The sequence below is a fragment of the Flavobacterium sp. GQ95 genome (assembly GCF_059758655.1).
Map to the genome: position 1 here is coordinate 288,715 of NZ_JCAXEB010000007.1, position 26,792 is coordinate 315,506.

Here is a 26,792-nt window from a genome sequence, read left to right on the forward strand (position 1 = left end):
TTAAAATGTAGGATAAAGGTTGCTCAATATCCTACATTTTTATTTTAGAGAGTTTTTAATATTTCTATTCTTTTTTCAGAGCAGCAATTTCTTCTCCGGAAACTTTTATAACCGTACCATGGCGTGTTCCCGCAGGGAAACTAATTTGTTTTGAAATATCTTCCCAACCTTGAGGAGTTTCTTTGACTGCTCCATATTTTTTTTTGGTGTACTTATCAAAATAAACAGTCCAATTATTGTTTATTTTAATTGCTGTTGGGCCTTCTGCCCAATAATTGCCTGTAATAGCATCGCTCGCTTTACTATATGGACCTTTTAGTTTTTTACTAACAGCTATTTTAATGTTTTTTTGAACCGGATTTCGGGTTTCATCTTTTAGATACATTACAAATCCCTGTTCTTGTTTTAGAATTGAAGCATCTATAACATTAAATCCAGGTTCATAAAGTAATTTGGTTTTGGAGAATTTTTTAAAATCTTTTGTTCTGGTGTAATAAATTCTATGGTTATAGCCTTTTTCTTCCGCTGATTTTGTCTCCAAAAATTTTCCGTCGATTGTAGACGCCCAATAGATCATGTATTTTTTAGAATTTTCATCATATGTAATTTCAGGAGCCCATGTATTTCTTGTTTTTTCTTCAGATGCCATTACCGGAATAAATTCCTGTTTTGACCAATGGATTAAATCTTTTGATGAAGCATATCCAATTCCTTTATCTGTCCAGCTAACGGTCCAAACCATATGATATAACCCGTCTCCACCTTTTATAACACAAGGATCTCGCATGAGTTTATCTTTACCTACTTCAGGAGTTAAGAATGAAGCGTCATTTTTTAAAGCTGTCCATTTATATCCATCTTCACTGTAAGCTAAATGCAGACCGTCCTCACCGTTTCCTTTAAAATATGTAAATACATAACCATCGGGTTTTAACATGAAATCATTAGCTATTAACCATTTTTCACAGGTTTTGGGCCAGTACGCATTTGTTCCTTTCACACCCAAACCAAAACCATGGCCCCCATTTTCATATAAATGCATTTCAGCAGAAACTTTTTCTTTTTTCAAAGCCAGATAATAATTAATGCTGTTTTCAACCGGTACCGCTTTGTCATCTGTGGCATGAACTAAAAATGTTTTTGGTGTGTTGGTATTTATCTGTTTTTCATTTGAATATTTATACGCTGTTTCAGTGTCAGCGTTTTGGCCTAATAAATTATCTTTAGATCCCTGATGCGTAATTCCTTCCTGCATTGAAATAACCGGATAAATTAAAATTGAAAAGTTTGGTTTGGCACTTGTAGTATCTGCCGAAACATAAATTTTATCATTGTAATGTGTAGATAAAGAGGAAGCCAAATGACCGCCAGCCGAGAATCCCATAATACCAATTTTGTTAGGATTCAATTTCCATTTAACGGCATTTCGACGAACTAATCTTACTGCTTCCTGAGCGTCCTGCAATGGACCAACACTCTTATTTTTCATAATTAGATCACTAGGCAATCTATATTTGAGAACAAAAGCATTTATGCCCAGACTGTTAAGCCATTCTGCAACTTTAAATCCTTCTTTATTGATAGCCAGCATGCCATAACCGCCTCCAGGGCAAATTATAACCGATGTTCCATTAGATTTTTCTGAATCAGCAAAATAAGCTGTAAGGGTAGGTTTTGTAACTTTTCGAACATCTTCTGCAATTCCGTTTTTATCCATCACTATTTTTTCTGAATAATCTTTGGATATAATTTCATCCGGAATTTCATTCCATAGAGAGATTTCCTTTTTTTGCGAGAAAACAGTAAGGCTCATTCCTAAAGAGACAAGAATTAAAACTGTTTTAATCGTGTTTAAATTATTTGATTTTTTCATAAAATTCTATTTCAACAATGCGTAATTGTCCAGTAGCATCTACTGATGTTTTATCTTTATATAAATCTAATTCCTTTGTTGGATCTACTTCAACAATTTTAGAAAAACCGTCTTTTTCCTTGTTCGCACCACTTAATTCGATTGTGATTTTTTCAGCCAAAACTGGTTCTAACGAAATTGTAATGTATCCCAAACTTTGGGTTGTATTTCCTTTAAAAACTTCTTTTCCATCAGCCAAAATTCGAATTGGATATATTTTAGTTCTCCAACCCGTTAATTTCATAACAACTTCATTTACAATTGAAGGTTTTGAAAGTGTATAAATTATAGTTCCTGTATTAATATTTCCATCATTTTTCCATTCCGTTAGTTCGTTATCATCATAACTTTTGTAGGTATCGCTATTATTAGCTGGCGAAACAGCATTTGAAATATTTATAGAAATCCTTTTTTGTGTGTAAGACGCCGTTTTTGGAGTTGGCCCACGTTCTAAATTTGATGGAAGATCTGTTCCCGGAATTTCTTTTGAAAGACCGTTTGCCACTATTACAGGCTTTGTTTCAAAAGACAATTCAGATGATTTTAATCCGGTTGACGTTGCTGTAATTTTTATTTTTCCAGCTTTCGCCAAAGATTGAATCATAACACGATTAATACCGTTTTCTACCGGAATTTCTTTTGAAAGGATATAATTTTTAGGTCCTTGTGCAATTCCACCCAGCCATGTTGCTGGCCCCTCAATTGAAAATGAAATCATATTATTACTAATCGGGCAACGATTACCATTTTTATCTACAACTTCAATATTAATTAAAGCAACATCGGCACCGTCCGCCAGCATGCCTTGTGGCTGTGTTCTTAATTGTAGTCTTATTTCTGACGGTTCGTCTGAAGTTTTTTTCTCATCTTCGCTTAAAACAGTTCCATTTTCATTATAACCAATCGCTTTTACTATTCCAGATTTCCAATTGATATTTTCAAACGTAAAAAGAAATTCATTACTTCTTTTTCCAAATCCTTTAGAAAATCCATTGATAAATAATTCAACGTTAGAGGCTGTTGAAACTACGTAAATGTTTTTTGTTACAGTCTCATTATAATTCCAGTGTCCCAAAATATGCGTACGATGTTTCTCAACATCTACCCAACCATTCCAGATGACCTGATGTGCCCAATAACCGTCTTTTGGTATACGCATAGCATCGACTTCACCACTTGTTCTGTAATTTTCCTCACCACGATGATGTGTGTTTGAGTCTGAGAAAATAATGTTTACGCCGCCGGAGTTTACTCTTTTTCCGGTTCCTGGTCTTTCTTTATAATAATCATACCAACGTATAACATCTTCAATAGCATGACGATCCTGATTATGGTTGTAATCATTTGCTGGATTTCCGCGATATAAAGGACCATCGCCTTCTTTGTGATAGGGAGGTGAGAATTCATCCCAATATTTGCGCAAGCCTTCATCTCTGGAATATTCGGTTGCCCAAAATGGTTTCCTGGCGCTTTTGTTTATATAAAGCATCTCTCCTCCATATTCGGCTTCCTGACTGTCCAGCATTTCGCGAGAGCCAATTGCGCGTCCTCCAAAAGGATCATAAGTATCTCTAAGGCTTTTCATTTCATGCATGTGAGCTTCACTGATCGATTCATTACCACTTTCATAAAAAATAATACTCGGATTATTTCGGTTGTAGATAATAGCGTCACGCATTAAATTTACACGCTGTTTCCATGTATCGCCCTGGGCATCTTTTTCAGCATCACCGGCAGGCATTGCCTGTAATAATCCAACTCTGTCACAAGATTCTATATCTTGTTTCCATGGCGTTACATGCATCCATCTAACTAAATTGCCATTCCCTTCAACAATTAATCTATTGCTGAAATCACTTAACCAGGCAGGAACTGACATTCCAATTGCAGGCCATTCATTACTGGTTCTTTGTGCATATCCTTTTATCTGAAGCACTCGGTCATTTAGCCAAAATTGACCTTCCTTAAAATCTGTTTTTCTAAAACCAGTTTTGGTTGAAACTTCATCAACAATTTCCCCATCTACTTTTAAAATCGTTTTTACAGTATATAAATAACCGTAGCCCCAGCTCCAAAAATGTAGATGATTAACTAGATTATTGGCTTTTAAAATTTTTGTTTCATTTGGTAGAATAGTCGTTTTGTCACCAGAAAAATTAGCGATTTTTTCCCCGTCTAAATTTTCAATGATAACATCATATTGAATTGTTTTTGAGGTTTCAAATTCATTATGAACTTCTGTTTCAGCATTGATCACAGCGCTTTCAGTCCGAATATCAATTTTTGAAGGATAAATATAAACCCCCGAAGTTTTTAAATTGGAGTAGAATGGAAGTGTTTGATATAATTTGTTGGTAATATGCAGAAAAACGTTTTTTGGAATTCCGCCATAATTTGCATTGAAGTTGATGTTATTCCATTGATAGGATGCTCCTGTAGCTTGTTCTTTGTATTTCCAGTCGTTATCAATTCTAAGGGCAATTGTGTTTTCTTGTGGAAAGGGTTTTGCCAAATTTGAAATATCAAAGCCAAAAGCCATTACACCATTTTCATGGAGACCAATTTTTTGACCGTTTAGATAAATTACTCCTGCTTGACGAATTCCTTCAAATTCTAAGAAAACTTTACAGTCTTTGATTCCTTTTGGAAGTTTAAATTTCTTCCGATACCAGACAATCCCGGTTGTAAGATGTTCAATGTCTTTTTCGAAAGCTTCTTCCTGGTTATAGGCATGAGGAAGTGTTACTTTTTTCCAGGAATTATCATTAAAAGAAGGAGACTCTGCATTTTTAGAGTCTCCTGTTTTTAGTTTCCAATCGGCATTGAAATTGTATTTTTCTCTCTTAAATTCCTGAGAAAATAAAGTTGAATTAAAAAGAATTAAAACAAAATACAATAACGCTTTTTTCATTATTTCATTTTATAAATTTCTGAACCGGCTAGTAAAAAACACCCTAATCCGTAATCTTCAAAATCCGGAATTTTATCGTATGATAAAGGTTGACCATCTTTAGGTTCTTTTCCTGTTGATTGTAAAAAGCCTAAAAAGCCATTTGCATGTAGACTTTCAGTAGTTACGGCATTCCATGCTTTTTGAACGACTGGTAAATAAGTTTCTTTTTTCAAAATTCCACTGTTTATACCGTAGGTTATTCCGTATATGAATAAGGCAGTTCCTGAAGTTTCCTTTTCTCCAAAGTTTGTTGGATCATGTAAACTTACATTCCAGAATCCATCAGGTCTTTGAATAGGAACTAATGCAGCTGCCATAGCTTTTAAATCCTTTACATATTGTTCTCTGTGAGGTGCATTTTCAGGAATGATGGTCAATACTTTTGCCAAGGCACCAATAACCCATCCATTTCCACGACTCCAGTAACAATCTTCACCATTTGGTTCTTTGTATGGAGGATCAAAATCGGCATCGCGCCACCATAAACCATCTTTTGGATTAAAAAGTCCGTTGTCTCCATGTTTGTTTCTGGAATACATGTACATCTGGTACATTTTTTCGAAATAACGATTGTCTTTTTCTAAAACTCCCATTTTTGCAAAAACCGGCATTCCCATCTGAATGGCGTCAATCCACGACCAATCGTCCAATTGAGCTGTACTTAAGAGCATATTAATATTCGCTTTTGTATTTTTTAGTTTTTTAGAATCTGGTTCTAAATTATATAAATCAATATAAGTTTGAGCAGCACAATAATTGTCAGCATTGCGGGTTGTGTTTCCGCCATTAAATCCCCATTTATGAAATTCTGACCAGGAATAAGCGTAGTCATAATACGCATCTTTCGGGAAAATTTCGTGTAAAGCCATTAATCCTTCATAATAAACGCCTCGTGTCCAAATATTGCTCGGGCGTTCTTTATTGGTAATAATTGTTTTGCCTGTTTCTGGCCATTTCTGCATAAAATAATCATTAGCCAAAATCATTTGTTTCAGCACCAGTTTCTTATCAAAAGGCTGTTGTGCGCTTGCGGTATATAAAAAGCATATAGCGAAGATTAAAAGTAATTTTCTCATTTTAGTATTCGTTATTTAGTAGTTAGTTTTGTTGTTTTAATGGCGTCAACGTTACAGGCCCTAATAATCCTGAAGGCATCGGACTCCATTTTGTTGCATCGAATTTTTTATAATCTTTATCAACCATATTGATTTCGTAGAAAATTTTCCATTCTTCGCCTTTTAATTCTTTATTTCTAATTCGGTTGGCAGAAAGGTTTGTAACCTGAATTTTTAAGGTATTTTTTCCTGATTTTAATTTTCCTATATTCAAATTAAAAGGAACAGACCAGGCAGTACCGATAAACTCATCGTTAAGCCACACTTTTGCGCTTTCGCGAACATCTCCCAGATTCAAACTCCAGAATTCTGTTTTGGTATTCGGATTATCAAATTGAAGCGTGTATGTTGCAGATCCTGAAAAAGCTTCTGCCTCAGGACCTAATTTTGTCCAGGATTCTAAATTTGAAATTGTTGCGTTTGGAGGCAATTGAGGACCGCCTTTATCAAAAGTGATTTTCCAATTTCCTTTTAAGGGAATCGCATCAGCAGTTGGTTCGTAATATTTCCATTTCTTTTGTGAAGCTGTGTTTTCTGTTTTTAGAAAATAAGATTGTCCTGGTTCTATTTTGATTTTTACTAATGTTGTATTCGCGTCTTTTTTTACAATAGCATTCCCATAATTTCTATTTAGCGGATCAAAAATTACAACCTCTTTATTCCCAATTTGAAGTGGAATAAATTCATCTATTGTTTTAGGAGTGTGATTCACTAAATAATATATTTTTTCCCCACCAACATTTCTTCGAATGAATTTTAAACCAGTATTTACAAGTGTTTCAGGATATATTTGAGTGTTTTCTAATGTTTTAAAGATATCAGTTGTTGGCTTAACCAATTCACTGTTTGCAGTCAAAAGCGTTTTAAGTTCCTGTTCCTGTTTTTGGTAATCATTAAAGCCGGGAACAGATTCCGGAAGTCCTTCAAAGATAATATTCGCACCTGCTTTTTTCAACTCAATAAGTTTCTGCAAAGTGGCAAGCGGCATTTTTTTGCAAGCAGGAATAATCAATGATTTGAAAGTTCCGCCTGGCAGACTAACTTTTCCGTTTACCACTTTGGCTTCAGAAATAAAATTATCAGAAATAAAGTCAACACCATATCCTTTTTTCATAAGGATTTTGGTTGTATCATAAAATGAAGTTTCGTACAGCCAATCAGATAAAGAATGTATTTTGAATTGAAAAAACAAAGTTCCATTTTGATACTTGTCCCAAGTATCAAAAATGGGCCAATAAAGTAATATTTCATTATCTGATTTTCCTTGTTGCAACATTGACTGACAATTTGCGATATAAGAGAAAAGGGCAGGAGCATCTTCCCAGATACTATTATTGGCATTAAAATTTACGGATGCATAAAATTTCCATCCCGGCCATGCAGCTCTTTCCGGAGAATAAGTGGAGCCATGAAGGAAAATATGATTGACTCCGTTTAGCATTAAATCTTCTGCTTCAGGTTTGCATTGTGATAAAGCTGTTTTAAAATGCTCTCTCAACCAGGTAAAAGTTTCAGAAGAAACAAGGTTTTTTCCTGAAACATGCGCTGCAGATGACGAGAATTTCAACATTACTGGGTCTGCATCTCCTTCACGAATATCTTCTTTTTCACGTCTGAAACCCGGAATGTCAAATGGCATGGAACCAAAAGTTTCACATTCAGGAATATCCGCGGAAGCGTATAAATCAATTAAATTTCCTGGAGATCCGTGTGCCTGAAGTTTGGTTTTAAAGTTTTTTGAATTTGCCCATTGTGTCCAGGGTTTGTCAAATTTATTCAATAATAAATCGCCAATAGTTTGTCTGTAATCACTTTTTATTCGGTTATCAACTTCATTATCAGTTTCACTCAGTAATAAATTCAATTGCTTTTTTAAATCATAGCCTCTTAGTTTTTGAAATTCTTCGAAAAAATTAGGCGTAAAATCAGTTCCATAAACTTCGTAACTGTCATTAAAAATCGCTCTGATTTTTCCTTCACGACCTTTAAAAGCATTATTAAACGGAACGACATAAGTATTTAAGGCTTCTTCTGAATAATGGTCTAATGTAAAACCGCTTCCTCCAGGAGCAGATCTTTTTACTTGCTGTCCGGTTTTACCACTAAAAACAGCGTATACGGTATAATCTGTTTTTTTGGCTTTCCATTTTAATTTATTTGGTTCTGATGGATTAGGAATAGAAACTGATTTTCCATCGATACCTTTATCTTTTGGTTTGGAAAGATTTTTATTCAAGTGATTTGTCAGATCAATAACAGATCCGTCACTTCCATAAGCAACTACATATAAAAGCTCTGCCGGTTGTTTTTCTTTGGTATTTTCCAGTTTAATATTTCGATCAATTGTTTCGTTCTTTTTCACCTGGTATTTTTCGACAACCAACTTTGTAGCGGCATAAGGCAAAGTGACATGTGAACCTCCATAAGGCCAGCCCGTTCCTAAAACCATATCAACCTGCATATGAAGACTATCTGAAATATGAATAGTATAATCTAGCATTTCCAGCCATTTTGGAGAGAGATAATCAATGAAATTGCTTTCTTCTCCTTTGACACCGTAGATTGGGGTAATTTCTACACCACCAATTCCGGCCTTATGAAAATCTACAAGACTCTTCTTTAAGTTTGGTTTGTCTACAGCACTTCCCATCCACCACCAGCGCGCCCATGGCTGATTAATATTTGTTGATTTTGGCCATGGAGAAGTTGTTTCCTGAGCAAATGAATTTATAAAGCAATAAAAAAACAGAAGAATAAGGGAGTAATTTGGTTTAGTAAATCTCATCATTGTCGTTTCAAATGGTTGTCAGTTAGTTAAAAGTAAAAGTAGCAGTAGTTCTTAAAATTGCTATCCTGTAGCATCCTGTTTAAAATGAATTTGTAAAAAGTAAAATGAATAATAAATTTATATTATTTATTATTAATTCTTATTTTTTGAGTAAAAAAGATGTGAAATACTGAAAATTATTTCAATAAAAGTTTGTATAATATATTTACGAATTTGACACTTTAAAACAAATAGGTTAAATTAATTTTAGTTACAATAAATATAAAATAATCAAAAATACCAAAGCTTTGATCCTTAACGATGTATCAAAATAACAAACCTTCAAAGAGACTTGATTTATTTTTCTCAGCAGTATTATTTATTAAAAATATCGTTAAAATATTTAAATCTTAAACGAGCAAGTATAGAATTTGAAGCCAAATTATAATGGGTTTTTTATAAGGAATTCCGTTCTATGTACTGGAAGGGGTTTTTAATGAATTCTTTTTTACCACTAAGGAGTAGTTTCGCAGCTTGTTCTCCCATTGCTTGAAAATCAGTACTAATAACTGTTATCCCTAAAAGCGCTTTGAGTGGGGTTTCGTTATACGAAATAACGCCTACATTAACGCCCATGGTCAAATTTTTCGCCCTGATCTGCTGTATCAAATTTACAAGGTCACTATCTTCAAGTGTGATATAAGCTTCACTGGAATCAAATTCCTGATCAGGATAGATTTCGTCAAGAACTTCAAAATCCATTTGATGTTTTTTGCAAAATTGTACAAATCCTTGTAAAACTGCCTTAGGGTAGGGGAAAAGAGATTTGCTGGGGTATACTAATATAAATTTTTTATATTTTTTTACTTTCTCCACACCTTCTTCCAGAGCCTGAGCAATATCTTTTTTATAATCTTGATAAATAGCTGTAAAAGTTCCTGATATTTCAGAATAAGAATTGTCAAGTATTACTAATTTTTCTTTTGGAATAGCTTCAATAGCTTTAATCACCTTTGGAGTATAGTTAACATGGCTTTTCCCTTTGCCTATGAAGTGAGGCATAATGATGAAGTAATTGTAATTATTAATGTTTTTTTTAAGGGAATTAATGAAGAGTTGCTCATCACAATAATAAATATACATATTTACGCGTCCTTTTAGACCTATAGTATCAACAAAAGCATTATAAACTTCCATTTTATAAGAACTGGGTTTATTGATGAGAAAGAAAACATCAGTTTTAATATCTGAATTTATATCACGCACAAAGTTTCCAACTCCTTTTACAGAGATAACGAGGTAACGGTCACGTAAAACTTTGTATGCTTTTTCGGCAGTATCCCTTGACATCGAATTTTTATCACTTAATTCATTAATTGATGGGAGACGCTGCCCTGTTTTTATTATTCCGGACTCGATATCAGCGGCTATACTGTTTGCTACCTGAATAAATTTAGGAACACTTGAATGTTCTTTGATTTTGACTATAATGTGTTCTGTCTCTGGAATCATACTGAATAATAAATGTAATAATTTGACAATAAACAATAAGATTTAGACTGATTGTAATACCACAAAGCATTTGCAAGTACTCTTGAATTTATTTCTGTAAAACAGTTAATTTTTTGATTTAGTTGCATTGAAAGTCTTAAAATAAGCTTATTAATTTGCCGCAATATATTATATAATTCTTTATATAGTATCCCGTACTGTATGTTAAAATTTAAGCTAATAAAAAATACAAAAAGGTTAACTACTAATTCAGAGGAATGAAAACGAATTGAAGCTATTCAAATGTGGAAAATATTTTAAAAACGTCTTTGTAAATGTTTTTATTTCTCAGTTTTTTTAGAAGATAAATATGATATATGAAAAAAAAATGATCTTTTATTTTGATATTATTAGTTGTTGCTGTAATACTTTGTTTAATATTGAAAATCAATAAGTTGAATAGTTTTTTTAGTTAAAATAAGCATAAAATAATTTATAAGATACTGAGAGTTAACAGGATACTACAGGATGCTGTGCAATCTTCTTCTAAATAGATTTGGGTAAACTAATTAATTAACCAAATTTAACTTTTTATGAAAAACAAATTTAATCTTTTGCTGATCATGGCCTTGTTTGCGCTTTTGCATACATCAGGCTATGCGCAAAACAAAACGGTTACAGGAACAGTTACGGATCCGTCCAAACTCTCTATTCCGGGAGTTAATGTAATTGTTAAGGGAACAAATCGAGGAGCGAGTACCGATTTTGATGGAAAATACAGTATTTCTGTAGCTCCTGGAGAAACTTTGATTTTTTCGTTTGTGGGATTTATCAAAAAAGAACAAGTAATTGGAGCTTCAAATAGTTACAATATTTCTTTAGATGCTGAAAGTTCAAATTTAAATGAAGTAGTAGTTATTGGTTACGGTACCCAAAAGAAAAAGTTAACTAGTGGTGCCATATCCGGAATTAAAACAGAGAACTTTACAGAAAGGCCAATCTCAAGAATAGATCAGGGTTTGATTGGTCAGGTAGCAGGAGTTCGTGTTAAACAAACGACAGGTTTACCAGGACAGCCTTTTAGTATCGAAATTAGAGGTTCTGGTTCTATTACTGCTGGAAACGAGCCATTGTACGTTGTAGATGGATTTCCCATTTATACCGAAGGATCAAATTCTAATGGAGGGTTTTCAAACGGAAGTCCACTGGATAATATGAACCCTAATGATGTGGCTTCTGTTGAAGTTTTAAAAGACGCTGCTGCAGCTGCAATTTATGGTTCCCGTGCTTCTAATGGTGTGGTTATCATCACAACAAAAAAAGGTAAAAAAGGAAAACCACAATTTACTTTTAATACTTATGGAGGAGTTAATAAAGAAGCAAACAGAGTTGATATGCTCGATGCTCAGGGATGGATTAACCGTGCAAAAACAATGATTGACGGACAGTGGCTTGGATCTGGAATTGCAGGTGCTTCTGCCAGTCAGACTAATGCTGAAAGAATTGCTGCTTATAATTTAAAGAATCCAACAGCGCCTCTTATTCCAAGTAACAGCAGATATTATACCTATTTGTATGACGACAGATGGGATATTCCAGGTCACCCGGGATTGGATTATATTGATTGGCAGGATAAAGTTTTTCGTACCGGAGAATTTAGTAATTATCAATTAACTGCTTCTGGTGCTACGGATGCTGTGAATTATTATGTCTCTGCAAACTATCAAAAAAATACCGGATACATTGTTGGTACTGACTATACTCTATTTTCAGGAAGAGCAAATATTGATGTTAAATTATCAGAAAGCTTTAAGATGGGAATCAATTTAGCGCCATCTTATTCTATTAAAAATGATCCGGGAGTTGAAGGTAAAGACAATACTTTGTTTAAAGCCCTTACTGCAACTCCAGTTTTTGAAAGTGCTTCAAATGCTGCAGGAGAAAAGTATACAACAAGATATGCATGGGGATCAAGTACAACCAATATGTTGAATGCTTTAGCCAGAACAGGTAGAAACTCGATGTATAGAACTTTGATTTCTGGATATGCCAATTATCAATTTGCTAAAAGTTTTACCTTCAAAAGCACCATTAACTTTGATAACTCAGATAATGTGAACGAAAGCTATACTCCAAATGATGTAATTGCAAGTATCAGAGGAGCTTATAATACATACAGAAGACAAAATATTGTCAATGAAAATACACTTACTTATGATAAAACTTTTGGAGATCACAGTTTTAACGTGCTTTTAGGACAGTCTTTTAATAAGTATGAAATTACAAAATCTACGATGTCTTCAGGTGCGCTTTATAATAGTTCAACTATTGAAACTCTGCCTGCGGGATCTATTGGTTCAACAACTGCAGAAAAAAATACATTACTTTCTTATTTTTCTCGTCTTCAGTACAATTTCAAAGAAAAATATATTCTGGCAGCTAGTATAAGACGTGATGGTTCTTCTAAATTTGGTACAGATAGAAGATGGGGAACTTTTTCATCTCTTTCTCTGGGATGGAGGGTAAAACAAGAAGCATTTTTACAAGATGTTGACTGGTTAACAGAATTAAAATTAAGAGCCAGTGCAGGTACAAACGGAAGTAATAATATTGGAAGTTATGCTCAGTATGCAACTCTTGGGTCATTCAATTATTCAGTTGGTGGTGCAGCTGCGGCAGGTCAGGGAGCAGCTTCGATTCCAAACTCAGACTTGCATTGGGAAGAATCAAAAAGTATAGATTTTGGATTGGATTTCGCATTCATAAAAAACAGACTTAGCGGAACATTTGAAGTCTATAGAAAAAATAATAATGAATTACTTTTAAGGGTTCCGACTCCAAGTTCTTCCGGTTTTCAAACGTTTCAAACCAACATTGGGGAAGTACAAAATCAGGGATGGGAATTTGAGATGAACTCTCTAAACGTTAAAACACCTAGTTTTGAATGGAGAACATCTGCAAATATTAGTCATAACGAAAATAAAGTGGTGGCTTTAGGTCCGGGTCAGGACAAAATTGAAATTAGTAACTCTTTTGATGGAGGAATCCCTTTTATAAAATTAGAAGTTGGCAAACCAATGTATACCATTTTTGGATTAAAACAAAATGGAGTAGTTAGTCAGGCTGATATCGATACAGGCGGAACAACTATTGGAGGAAACAAATTGGTTCTTGGAGATCCAAGATATGTAGATCAGAACGGAGATAAAAAAATTAACTCAGAAGACCGTATAGATTTAGGGAATCCAACTCCAAAATATACGTGGGGAATTACGAATACTTTTAAATACAAAGACATTGATTTGAATATTTTAGTTCAGGGACAAAATGGAGGAACAGTTTATGGATTAACAGGACGTGCTATTGATCGTACCGGAATGGGATCTGTAGAGAATTCTCTAAACGTTGACCCTGCAGTTAGAGGAAACTGGAGAACTTCTTTTGGTTATCAAGCAAACTCTGACTGGTTATATAAATCTGATTATATAAGTGTTAGAAATATTTCTATCGGATATAATTTAAGACAAGCATTAAAAGGAATTAAAAGAATTGATAACGCAAGATTATATGTGACAGGAGAAAACTGGTTCTATTGGAATAAATACAAAGTTGGTTTCAACCCTGAAGCGGTAAATACTTCAGCAAGTTCAAGCTCTGATTTTGCTGTACCAGTTGATTATGGTGGAGCTCCTTTGGCAAAATCTTTAGTTATCGGACTTAACATTAATTTTAATTAAAAGAAAATGAAAAAATATATTTATTTAATGGCAGGCGCTGTATTATTTGCGCTGACATCTTGTACAGATGAGTTGAATCAATTGCCTTTATCACAAGGGACAATTGAGAATTTTTATGCTACCCCGGGTGATTTTGCCCAGGCAAGAAATGCAACTTATTCAGTAGCTTTTCACGGAGCAGGAACGTATGGTTATGCAAACAGGGTTTTAAATTTAAGTGAAACAAGATCAGACAACTTATTGGCAACAACAACAGCATCAAGAGATTGGGAAGGGATCAATAGTTTTTATACTTCTATCAGTTCTAATACTTATGTAAAAGAGGCTTATACAAGTAATTACAATGCAATATATAAAGCAAATCAGTTGTTGGAAAAACTTGCAGAAAAAGGAGACGCAATCTTTACCAATCCTGCAGATAAAGCAGCAATGGTGGCTGAAGCTCGTTTTCTAAGAGCGTTTTGTTATTTTGATTTGATCAGATGGTTTGGAAGAGTTCCATTAATTGATCGAACAATGACGGTTCAGGAAGCCTCTAAAGTTGGCAGAACTCCCGTAACTGAAATTTATGATTTAATTATTTCCGATTTGAATTTAGCTATTGCAGATCTTAGTCCAACTTACGATGCAGCTAATTTTGGAAGAGTAACTAAATATGGTGCAAAATCATTACTAGGGTTGGTTTACATGACACGCTCTAGTCCAAAATACGGAATTGATGGTGCTATGCTTGGATTAAACGAATGGGATAAAGCGTATAAAGAGTTAAATGATATTAAAATAAGCGGATTATATACTTTTGGAACAGATTACGCAACCATTTTTAAAACAGAAGGTCTTGCAAACAAAGAGAATGTATTAACTATTCCTTACACACAAAATATTTCAACCCCGGTTGGAGGAAATTTTATGGTTGAAGTTGGATACGAGCCTTATTTTGCTTCCGTAAATTTATCTGCACAGGGATCTTTAGAAGCTAAACCAATTTCGAAAGGGTTTTTAAATATGTTTGCTGCGGATGATAAAAGAAAAATTGCCGGTATTGCCACAAGTTATACAGTAGCTTCCGGAACTTATAAGGGAGATTATACGGAACCGGTTTTCAAAAAATATATAGATGCGACACGATACGGAAACGGTCGTGAAGATTGGGGTGTAGATTTTATGGTAACACGTTATACTGATGTATTGATGTTAATGGCAGAATGTACATTACATGGCGGTGGTGGAACTCAGGCAGATGTAGATGCAATTGTTAATCAGGTTAGAACCAGAGCGGGCGTACCGGCAAATGCTGTAAATATCAATTTAGACCAATTGTTTGATGAAAGAAGAAAAGAATTCTTTTCAGAAGGTACAAGATGGTTTGATTTAATCAGATCTGGAAAAGCGGTAACGATTATGAATGCCTGGAGAATAGCTGAGGATACCGGTAATAAAATCAGAGTAATCGATAATAACTCATTATTGTACCCTATTCCGTTGCAGGAACTTTTGGCTGTGCCTGGACTTTACGATCAAAATCCTGGATACGATTAATAAATAAACTTTTATTTTTTTTTGTTTAGAAGGAAGCCGTCTCATTTTTGGGACGGTTTTTTTGTATAAAGTCTTGTGAAAAGAATTTATATTGGTAAAGATTATATACTTTTTTTAGAACGGCGTTTTGAAAAATATCATGTATTAAATAGTATATATGATATTTCTCTATTTCTTAATTTTTTTAGAACATAAATATCATATATGAAAAAAAAATATTCAATTATTTTTATATTAACAACTCTTGCTTTTATATTTTGTTTAATATTGAAAATCAATTAGTTCTGACTTTTTTTTCGTAAAAATATGTTAAAATAATTTGTAAGACACTGAAAGTTAGCAGGATACTACAGGATGCTGTGTGAACCCCTTCTAGATAAATTTGGATTAACTATTAATTAACCAAATTTAAACTTTTTATGAAAAACAAATTTAGTCTTTTGCTGATTTTGGCCCTGTTTGCATTATTGCAGACATCGGGTTATGCGCAGAACAAAGTTGTTAAAGGTACAATTACAGATGCCTCGGGATTACCTATACCAGGAGCAAATGTGCTTTTAAAAGGAACAAAACAAGGAACCAGTACTGACTTTGATGGGAAATACTCAATTAACGCAAGTGCTGGTCAGGTATTGGTCTTTTCTTCTACTGGTTCAAAAACAGTTGAAATGACTGTTGGACAAAATTCAGAAATTAATGTAAAACTTGCTGAAGAAATATCACAACTGAATGAGATTGTTGTTGTTGGTTATGGAACTCAGAAGAAATCTGATGTAACAGGATCAGTTTCAACTATTTCAGCTGAGAAATTAATGAACAGGCCTGTTTCAAGTGCAACTGAGGCTTTACAAGGTAAAGTTGCGGGGGTTGATATAACCACAAACGAGCGCCCTGGATCTCTTGGTACAGTGCGTATTAGGGGGAATCGTTCTACAACTAAAGATCTTAATGATCCTTTGTATGTTGTAGATGGTGTGCCATTGTTGTCTGGGTCTGCTATCGAAACCCTTAATCCAAGAGATATTGAATCGATGGATATTCTTAAAGATGCATCTGCTACGGCAATTTATGGATCCCGTGGTGCAAATGGAGTTATAATTGTAACAACCAAACAAGGGAAAGCAGGCAGATTTACTTTAAATTATGCAGGTACAGTAACTACTTCTCAAATTGTTGACAGATCACCATCAATGAGCGCCTCTGATTTTATCACGTTCAGACGTTGGGCAGCCTACAATTTGGATCCAACTAAATATGCTAATCCGGCTACACCTACTTTGGCAAATGACAGATTGATTTTTGATAGTGCCTTAGACGGTCAAACATCAAGAGATAATGTCTTAAAAGGATGGGCCGGCGGAACTTGGGATGCTTCAAAAGTAACCAATACAGACTGGACCGATTTAGTAACTCAGGGAGGAATAAGTACGGAGCACGTTATAAGTGCTAGTGGAGGTTCTGAAAAAGTAAACACTTACGGATCTATAGGGTATTTGGATAACCAGGGTACTCAAAAAGGACAATGGTATAAACGTTATACAGCAAAATTGACTTCAAATATCACTCCGGTTCCATGGTTTAAAATGAATGCCTCTTTTAATGTTTCATGGAGTGAACAAGATTATGGTATGTCAACTTTGAATGCAAGAAGTGGTACAGCGCCAGATGCGATCTACGGAGCTGCTAAATCTGTTTATAATATTGCTGTTCCTTATGATGCAAATGGCAATTTGATTATTAATCCAGGTGGTGAATCGGGTATTTATACCATTATGAATGAATGGGATAAAAGTACGCAGCAATCACAAATTATGCGTGTTTTGGCTAATTTTTCTGCTACTTTAGATTTTGGTAAAATGACCAAATCATTGGAGGGACTTAGTTATAAAATAAATTTTGGACCTGATTTTCGTCATTGGAGAGAAGGAGTTTATATTGATGGAACATCATCTCTGAAAATTAATTCAAATGGTAGTACAGGTGTTAACTTTGCCCGTCTTAAAAATCGTCGTGATCTTTCATGGACTCTGGATAATATTATTAGCTATGACCGTACATTTGCAACTAAGCATAAAGTTGGTGCAACTTTGTTACAAACAGCATCATCCTGGGATTATGAAACTTCTGAAATGAGCGCTAATAATATTCCTAAGCCTTCTTTTTTATGGAATGCAATGGGATCGGTAGATGCTACAAATGCTGCTAATAATGCACGTATGAGCTCTGGTCTTAATCAACGTGCAATTACTTCTTATATGGCCCGCGCCAATTACGGATTTGATAACCGTTATTTATTGACTGTTTCAGGACGTTGGGATGGAGTTTCGCAGTTGTCTGATGGACATAAATGGGACTTTTTCCCTTCTACGGCTGTGGCTTGGCGTATCAATAACGAAGAATTCTTAAAAAATGTAGATTGGATTGAGAATTTAAAATTTCGTTTAGGTGTTGGAGTTTCTGGTAACTCTTCAGTTGATCCTTATGGGACACTCGGAAATATCAGTCAGTTATTCCTTCCTTTTAACGGTATGAGCAATCAGCCAGGTTTTACGACAAATGAGCCTTATTATACCAATAGTCAGACTGGGATGCCTAATAAAGGTTTGGGTTGGGAGAAAACCACACAATATAACGTTGGTGTTGATTTTAGTTTCTTAAATAACAGAATCAGTGGTACTATTGATGCTTATAAATCTAGTACGGATGCTTTGTTATTACAAGTAAAAACACCAACTGTTTCAGGATATCCTTATATCGTTGCAAATGTTGGTGAAACAAAAAACCATGGGGTCGAAGTAACGCTAAATCTTATTCCAATACAAACTGCTAGTGGCTTTACATGGGAAACTAATTTAAATGGCGCGTGGCAAAAAGACGAAATTGTGGGTCTAGCAAATGGCGCACAAGACATGGTAAGTAACTCATGGTTCATTGGACAGTCAATCAATGTTCGTTATGGGTATGATTATCAGGGTATATGGCAGAACACTCCTGAAGATCTTGCTGAAATGGCAAAATGGAATGCTAATAGTTATAAGTTTACACCTGGTAACGTGCGTCCTAAAGATCAAAATGGTGATTATAAAATGGACGCTGCCGACCGTGTAGTTTTAGGTAATAGTAATCCTAACTGGACCATGGGATGGAATAACAACTTTACTTACAAAGGTTTTGATCTTGGAATAAACCTTTACGGACGTACAGGATATACCAGTGATTTAAAAGGAGAAGCGCTAACTGCTCATTCTAATCAACGTGAAACAGATTATTGGACTCCGGATAATCCAAATGCTGAATTCCAAAAACCAATTCTTGGACAGGCATCTTCAGGTTCACAAGATCCATTTTCTGGACTTGTTGGTTTTCAAAAGGCATCATTTGTAAAAATTCGTAATATTTCTTTGGGTTATAATTTATCTAAAGATGTTGCAAATAAAGTTGGATTGGCAAACATGAAACTTTATGTGCAAGCTGTAAATCCTGGAAGTATTTACCAATCTTTAGACTGGTATGATTTTGACACGGATAAAACTTATTTCAATCGTAGTTTTGTTATGGGTATTGAGGTTGGGTTTTAATAATATATTGTGGCGAATTGAAGTATAACAATAAAAGTAAAAAAATGAATAATATAAAAAATATCGGAATCGGTCTTTTATTAATGGCGGGACTGTCTTTTACCTCGTGTACAAAGGATTTTCTGGATGAAGAACAAACAAATGCGTATTCGACCGCTTATTTTGATACTCCGGAGGGTCTTCAGGCTTTAACAGTATCTCTTTATGGTAATATCCGCTGGCATTTTGGTTTTGAATGGTCGTATGGAAATACGCTTTATGGTACCGATGAGTTTACCAATGCAAATGACCTTACCAACGAAATGTGGAATACCTATGATAACCGCTTTGGACCAGTAGGCGCGTCACCAGCAACGGGAGCGGCTAATGGAAATGCAACTAACCCAGATGCACTTTGGGATGAAATGTACTATGGTATTGCCTCTTGTAACACGATCATTGCTAAGGCGGAAAAAGTAATTCCGGATCTAAAAGTGAGAAATCGTTGTTTGGCTCATGCCTACTTTTTAAGAGGGTATAATTATTATAGGCTAGTTGCGCAGTATGGAGGTGTTGTTCTTCAAACAGTACCTGTTGAAGGAGTTGTTCGTAACTATGAGCGCGCTTCAGAAGAGAAATGCTGGGAGCAGGTAATCTCTGATTTCCGTAATGCCTATAGTCTTTTTGAGGGTGAAGTTTTTACTTATGGAAAAGGTATTACCTGGACAAAAGCAACTGCTGCACATTTTTTGGCAAAATCATTATTGTTCCGTTCTTCAGAGCGTAATGATGCCTGGAATAGCGCTTACAAAGATGCAGATCTTAAAGAAGCAATTGATGCTTGTTCGTATGCTATTACAGCGCGTGGTCCATTAACACCTAATTATAGTGATTTATATGCAAACTGGACAGGAATTGATTGTCCGAATGAGCAATTGAATGAAATTTTGATGGCTGCTGGTCACAATGGTGATGCTGCTACAGTGGGTCGTTTTGGAAACCGTACTTATAACTATTTTGCTCCTCAGTTTTCTAGTTTTTCCGGAGGATGGGTAAAACGTGGTGTTTGGATTGGAAGTATGGATTTTCAACGTTGTCGTCCTACAGAATATACGTACTCGGTTTTTGATCACGTAAATGATGCTCGTATGTGGAAAACTTTTAGAACTGTTTACGGAGCAAATACTGTGATAACTCCTAATCCGGCTGGAGTTAAAATTGGAGATCCGGCTATTGTAATGATTTTAAATACTAAAAACGACAATACTTATAACACTGCTAAATTTGGTGCCACAGTTCAGGGTCCAACCTGGACAGATGCAGCGGGTCGTTTACCAGAATGGAATACAGGAGCAAGACAAACTCCTACTTCAGGAACTTTAGCAGTTAAAAAAGGACAATTTGTTCCAAACTCTTTGGTATTGTATCAAAACGGAACTTATGTTGCCCCTACATTTAAAAACCAGCCAATTTGTAACTTCTTCGCTGGTATCAATAAAACAGAAGATGGTTCTCGTACTGCTGAAAGAGGTGATGCGCACCGCGATGTAATTATGGCTCGTCTTGCTGAAACTTATTTAGTACGCGCAGAATGTTATGTTCGTTTGAACCAATTCGGAAATGCAATGCAGGATATTAACGTAGTGAGAGCCAGAGCACAATGGAAAGCTGGAGAAAATAGATCTTATTATAATGATGGTTCTCAGGCGTTTAAAGTTAATGCTTTAAATACAGGAACGAATGCGACAAACTTTACGGCTTCAAATTTAGATATGAATACGTATTATTTGTCTAATCCAACGATTCCTGTTACAACAACAGCATCTGATTTAAGATTAACAACATTCCCTGGTAGCCTGCCGGCAGAAGACGAGGCGGTTATTGCTAAAGTTGGTGCTGCAACAGATAAGGAACGTGCAATAAACTTTATTCTTAATGAATCAACTCGCGAATTATTAGGAGAATGGCAACGTTGGGAAACACTATCTCGCACAGGATTGCTTATTAAACGTGCAAAAGCATTCAATGCTGAGGCAGCCACAAATATTACTGCCAATAAACACGAGCTACGTCCAATTCCACAATCATTTATTGATGGATTATTGAATGAGGATGGTTCTAACTTATCTGCTTCGCAAAAAGCAGAATGGCAAAATCCAGGTTATAAATAATATTTAAATTTTTGTTTTTTTTAAACCGTCTCAATTGTGAGACGGTTTTTTTATGTTTAATCAGGAATAATAGAAATACAATTTCATAGCATTTAATAGTAAGTTTTTATAAGGTTTTTTAAAATGTAAAATATGTAGTGTTTTTAGTAATATTTTTTCTATTTAATAAAAAATTTTGAACAAAATTATGGTATGTTGAAAAATAATAATATTTGATTTTTATATGTGTATTTATTGTTTTTTTAAATGGATTTTACTTGAAAATCAATGCTTTGAAGGTTTTTATGGTTAAAAAAAACTTAAACAAATATTGTAAAACACTGTAAGTTAGAAGGATAGTATTGTACTATACAGGATACTACAGGACGCTACGGAGTTTACTTCTGGATAAATTTGATTAACTAATTAATTAACCAAATTTTAACTTTTATGAAAAACAAATTTAGTGTTCTGTTGCTGATAGCAATGATCGCATTATTCCATGCATCAGGCTACGCACAGAGCAAAGTAGTTAAAGGTACCGTTAAAGATGCATCAGGACTACCGGTGCCAGGAGTAAACGTCCTCATTAAAGGGAGCCAAAATGGAGTTAGTACAGATCTTGATGGTAGTTATTCTATCAATGCTGCTCCTGGAAATGTTCTTACTTACAGTTTTATCGGTTTTAAAAAACAGGAAATCACTGTTGGAAGCGCGGCTACTGTTAATGTCTTATTACAAGAAGAAGATAATTCTCTTGAGGAAGTTGTTGTTGTAGGTTACGGTACAAAGAAGAAAAAAGATCTTACCGGATCTATTGTCAGCGTAGGTGCTGAAGAAATTGCTTCACGACCTGTTGTTAATGCTGTTCAGGCGGTACAAGGAAAGGCTGCCGGGGTTGATGTTACTACTAATGAGCGTCCTGGAACTGTTGCGAGTATTACCATTCGTGGAGCCCGTTCTATTTCGGCTTCCAATGAACCACTTTATGTAGTAGACGGTATTCCGTTAAATACAAGGCTTAATACCGATGCAACAACTGGAAAAAATAGTGTTGATGCTAATTCAGGAGGAATTGACTTTTTAAATCCTACAGATATTGAATCAATCGATATATTGAAAGATGCTTCTGCTACAGCTATTTATGGCTCTCGAGGTGCTAATGGTGTGGTTATTATTTCAACAAAAAAAGGAAAAAACGGAAGATTTACATTAAATTATGACACCTCAATTGTAACGGAAGAGATACATGAAAATGCTCCAATGATGACTGCCGGAGAATATATTGATTTTCGTCGTTGGGGAAGATATTATTCTAACCCAAGTGCTTTTCCAAAAGGAGATGCACCAAATATAGAAAATGATAAATTAATTTTCCTGGCTTCTGCTGATCCGGCTGCATGGGCAAACATCGAGAGAGGATGGGCTGGCGGAACCTGGGATGGTTCTAAAGTAGCTACTACAGACTGGACCAAATTTGTAACCCGTACCGGAATTACAGTACAGCATACATTAGGTGTAAGTGGTGGTACTGAAAAAATGAAGGCTTACGGTTCTTTTGGATATTTGAACAACACTGGAACATTATTTGGGCAAAGTTACAAGCGTTATAGTGGTACTGCCAATGTTGATATTACACCAACAAAATGGTTTTCAATGGGAGTAAGCATTAATACTAGTTATGGTATAAATGAATACGGACAGTCAAACACAGGAAGAACTGCTGTTACAAGTTCTACGGGAATATACGCAACAGCTCGTACAAACCTCCCTTACGCAGTTCCTTATGATCTTAACGGAAACAGAATTGATAGTCCTGGAGGGGATTCAACGATTAGAACTCCTGTTGATGAATATAAATTATCTCAGGATCAACGTATCACAATGCGTGCTTTTGGTAGCTTATATGCACAATTTGATTTAGGTGGTTTCAATTCTAAACTTGACGGTTTAAAATACCGTGTAAATTTTGGTCCTGATCTTACTTCTTACCGTAATGGTGTTTTTTTAGATGGTAAATCAGCGATTCGTTCAGGAACAAGTTTTGCTTCTTTAGCCAAAGAACAAACAATTTCATATACATTAGATAACTTGCTTTTTTATAACAAAACTTTTGGTAATCATACTGTTGGTGGTACTTTGTTATTAAGTCAGACACAATATCATAATGAGCAAAGTGCAATGTCAGCTAATGATATAAAAGATCCAAGAAACAAATGGAATGCTTTGACTCCTTCTAATGTAACTCTTGCAGGTTATTCTTCCGGTTTAATAGAATCGGGTTTATATTCTTATATGGGTAGGGTAAATTACAGTTTTGCAGATAAGTATTTGTTAACCGGATCGTTTCGTAGTGACTCGGCTTCTCAATTAGCTCCAGGGCATAAAGAAGCGTTTTTTCCAAGTGCTTCCGGAGCATGGGTATTAAATAAAGAAAAATTTCTTGAGGATGTATCCTGGATTAACCAATTAAAAATGAGAGTTGGTTATGGTGTTACCGGAAATTCTGCAATTGCTGCTTACGGTACTCAGCCTCCGTTGACAGGAATCGTTTATCCAAACGGATCTGGTGTTGTTAACAATACATCATTAGGGAATTTAGATTTGGGCTGGGAAGAAACAGCACAGTTCAACTATGGGATTGATTTTTCATTGTTTAACAGCAGAGTATCAGGTGCTTTAGATTATTATACAAGTAAAACAACTAATTTATTGTTTAAAAGAGGTATTCCAACAGTAAATGGTGCAAAAGATTCATATCAAAACGTTGGTGAAACTGAAGGAAGCGGAGTAGAACTTACTCTGAATACAGTAAACGTAACAGTAAAAGATTTTGAGTGGACTTCTACTTTTAATGGTTCATACCAACAAAGTAAAATTGTATCGCTGCAAAATGGAAAATTTGATGATATCACTAATAATTTATTTATTGGGAATTCGCAAAATGTGATATATGGTTTCGAATCAAACGGAATCTGGAAACCTGAAGATGCTGCCGAAATGGCAAAATTCAATGCAGCTGCAGGTTCTACTATATTTACTTTTGGTAATGCAAGACCAGTAGATCAAAATGGTGATTATAAAATTGATGCTAATAATGACCGTGTGATTATAGGTTCTAAAGACCCAAAATATATCATGGGATTAACGAATACTTTTACTTATAAAAATGTAGAATTATCATTCTTTATCTATGGACGTATGGGGTATTATTATGATACTTTAGGAGAAAACGAAGGAGCTAAAGGAAGTCAAAGATCAATCGATTATTATACAGATAATAATACCAATGCTGAATATCAAAAACCAATTTATTCTGCAGGTACAGGAGATCCTTACTACCCAATATTAGGATATCGTAGTGGTTCTTTCTTAAAAATGAGAAATGTCTCCTTAGCATATCATTTCGATAGAGATTTAGTGCAAAAACTAGGACTTTCTAAATTGAGATTATACTGTCAGGCAACAAATCCCGGTATGATTTTCACAAAAGTAAAATGGACTGATTTGGATACACAGACAACAGCGTCAAACAGAGGTATGACTTTAGGGTTAAATGTAGAATTCTAAATTAATTTTAAAAAAGATCATTATGAAAAATTATAAAAAACTATATATCAATTTAATGCTTGTTGCAGCATTGACTTTAACAAGCTCTTGCAACAAAGATTTTCTTGATGAAGAGCTGACCACAGCTTATAGTAAAGACTATTATAAAACCGAAGCAGGTATTCTGGCATTAGCAAATGGTACCTATTATCAGGTTTTTGCTGCAGAATTTCAAGGTGAAGTTCCGCTTTCGGCAACAGAATCCGGTACAGATGAATTTCACGCCGGAGGAGATCCATCAAACTGGATTTGGAATTCTTATTCTTCAGGTTTCAAGGCTTTTGTAACAGTATCAAATGCTAATACTGTAGCTGCAAATACCAATTGGGACAATTTATATATTGGAATTGGAAATGCAAATCAATTAATCGAAGCTGCTACAGATATCGTTTCTTCAAATGATGCGATCAAGAAAACAGCACTAGGAGAAGGATACTTTTTAAGAGCTTTCAATTATTTAAAATTAGTAAGTCAATACGGTGCAGTTCCTTTACAATTGAAGACAAGCTCTACTGTTCAGTTAGAATTTACAAGAGCTGCACCGCAAGAAGTTTTAGGACAAGTAATCGAAGATTTTAAACAGGCTTATGCTTTGTTGGGTAATGCGGGAGCTCCTGCTAAAATTACTAAAGATGCTGCTGCACATTATTTGGCAAAAGCCTATTTAATGCGTGCCAGTGAAATTAATGACAGCTGGAACGGAACTACAAAAGCGGCAGATTTGCAACAGGTAGTTACGCTATCAGATGAGGTAATTTCGCATCATCCATTAGCAGCAAATTATGATAATTTATGGAATTATACCATTGCAGATGGTGCAAACGAAAAACTTCCTGAGTTAATTTTATCTGCTCAGTTTAATGCCAGTACATTGACTACGGGAGGAAATCAACAGCACTTATATTTCCTTTCTACTTATGATCAGTTGCCTCAAATGAAACGTAATCTTGCAGGAGGCAGGCCATTTAGCCGTTTGGCACCAACTTATTTTGTATATGATACTTTTGATCATGTAAACGATTCTCGTTTCTGGAAAAGTTTTCAAACAAAAAGTATCGTGAATAACCAATCAGGAGCTCTTTATAAAAATGGCGATTTAGGAATTATGTATATTGTAAATACACCTGCTGATACACGTTTTGCCAAAACTAAAAATACTGATGTTATAGTTTATCCAAAAACCGGAAAAACAATTCCAAGTGCTTATGTTGCTTATGCAGCTGATAAAGTAGGCTTAATGGCAGATGTTAGATTCCCGTCTCTAAGCAAATATATGGATGGAAACAGGATAGATTTAAGTAATATTAAAGGATCTCGTGACGTCATTTTGGCGCGTTCTGCAGAAACTTATTTAATGGCTGCTGAAGCAAAAGTGCGTTTGGCAAAATTAGGATCTGCGTCATTTGCTGATGCGTTACCATATATCAATACAGTTCGTACTCGTGCGGCTTACAAATCTGGAGAAAATCGTGCTGCTTATGTAGATGGTTCAGCAGCCTGGACGGTAACTGGTCAGGCTGGAATCCCGATTTCTTACATTCCTGAAAATTCCTATTACGAATCTAATAATATCGCAGTTGCTACAACAGCAACAAGTTTAACAATCGCAAGCACTAATGCTTTACCAGCAGAAGATATGGCGGTAATTGCAAAACTGGGATACGGTAGTGATTATGACAGAATGTTATGTTTGATACTGAATGAGCGCACCAGAGAACTTTGCGGAGAATTTCACCGTTGGGGAGATTTGAGCAGAACTAAAACTTTGGTTGCAAGAGCAAAAGCTTACAATATTGAAGCGGCTGCCAATATTCAGGAATTCCATAATTTACGTCCTATCCCTCAAACTTTTCTTGATGCTGTTTATGCAAACGGCAAACCATTGACTGCTGAAGAAAAAGCAACTATGCAAAACCCTGGTTATTAGTATACTATTTTATATTTTTGTTGTTGAAAACCGTC

11 protein-coding genes are annotated in these 26,792 nt (G+C 35.0%); 6 read left to right on the top strand and 5 right to left on the bottom strand.

What is annotated here, in order from left to right:
- Positions 1–64: 64 nt before the first annotated feature.
- The 5 genes from AC6CH4_RS15420 to AC6CH4_RS15440 form a co-directional block, all read right to left on the bottom strand.
- Positions 65–1,873 carry a prolyl oligopeptidase family serine peptidase gene (locus AC6CH4_RS15420; protein ID WP_498104441.1) on the bottom strand — a complete coding sequence of 603 codons (1,809 nt, stop codon included), beginning with the start codon at positions 1,871–1,873 and terminating at the stop codon, positions 65–67.
- Positions 1,857–4,823 carry a glycosyl hydrolase 2 galactose-binding domain-containing protein gene (locus tag AC6CH4_RS15425; protein WP_498104443.1) on the bottom strand — a complete coding sequence of 989 codons (2,967 nt, stop codon included), beginning with the start codon at positions 4,821–4,823 and terminating at the stop codon, positions 1,857–1,859. The genes AC6CH4_RS15420 and AC6CH4_RS15425 overlap by 17 nt, the downstream gene beginning before the upstream one ends.
- A complete protein-coding gene (locus AC6CH4_RS15430) occupies positions 4,823–5,941 on the bottom strand; it encodes a glycoside hydrolase family 88/105 protein (protein WP_498104445.1) in 1,119 nt (372 codons plus the stop codon). Before AC6CH4_RS15430 ends, AC6CH4_RS15425 begins: the two co-directional genes overlap by 1 nt.
- Positions 5,942–5,963: 22 nt before the next feature.
- Positions 5,964–8,768 (bottom strand): glycosyl hydrolase, encoded by a 2,805-nt coding sequence (locus tag AC6CH4_RS15435; protein ID WP_498104447.1) that lies wholly within the window; start codon positions 8,766–8,768, stop codon positions 5,964–5,966.
- 435 nt (positions 8,769–9,203) lie between these two features.
- Entirely contained in the window at positions 9,204–10,259 is a 1,056-nt protein-coding gene (locus tag AC6CH4_RS15440) for a GntR family transcriptional regulator (RefSeq protein ID WP_498104449.1), read from the bottom strand.
- Between the two features lie 572 nt (positions 10,260–10,831).
- Between AC6CH4_RS15440 and AC6CH4_RS15445 the strand changes: the two genes are divergently transcribed.
- From AC6CH4_RS15445 to AC6CH4_RS15470, 6 genes are all read left to right on the top strand, one after another.
- Positions 10,832–13,975 carry a SusC/RagA family TonB-linked outer membrane protein gene (locus AC6CH4_RS15445; protein ID WP_498104451.1) on the top strand — a complete coding sequence of 1,048 codons (3,144 nt, stop codon included), beginning with the start codon at positions 10,832–10,834 and terminating at the stop codon, positions 13,973–13,975.
- Positions 13,976–13,981: 6 nt separating this feature from the next.
- Positions 13,982–15,514: a RagB/SusD family nutrient uptake outer membrane protein gene (locus AC6CH4_RS15450; RefSeq protein ID WP_498104453.1), complete on the top strand. Its 1,533-nt coding sequence runs from the start codon at positions 13,982–13,984 to the stop codon at positions 15,512–15,514.
- A 419-nt stretch (positions 15,515–15,933) separates the two neighbouring features.
- Positions 15,934–19,092 (top strand): SusC/RagA family TonB-linked outer membrane protein, encoded by a 3,159-nt coding sequence (locus tag AC6CH4_RS15455; RefSeq protein ID WP_498104455.1) that lies wholly within the window; start codon positions 15,934–15,936, stop codon positions 19,090–19,092.
- 44 nt (positions 19,093–19,136) lie between these two features.
- Positions 19,137–21,242 (top strand): RagB/SusD family nutrient uptake outer membrane protein, encoded by a 2,106-nt coding sequence (locus AC6CH4_RS15460; RefSeq protein WP_498104457.1) that lies wholly within the window; start codon positions 19,137–19,139, stop codon positions 21,240–21,242.
- Between the two features lie 429 nt (positions 21,243–21,671).
- Positions 21,672–24,791, top strand: a complete 3,120-nt coding sequence (locus AC6CH4_RS15465; protein ID WP_498104459.1) for a SusC/RagA family TonB-linked outer membrane protein — start codon at positions 21,672–21,674, stop codon at positions 24,789–24,791.
- Between the two features lie 22 nt (positions 24,792–24,813).
- Complete coding sequence (locus AC6CH4_RS15470; RefSeq protein ID WP_498104461.1) at positions 24,814–26,757, top strand: RagB/SusD family nutrient uptake outer membrane protein; 1,944 nt, start codon at positions 24,814–24,816, stop codon at positions 26,755–26,757.
- Positions 26,758–26,792: the final 35 nt, after the last annotated feature.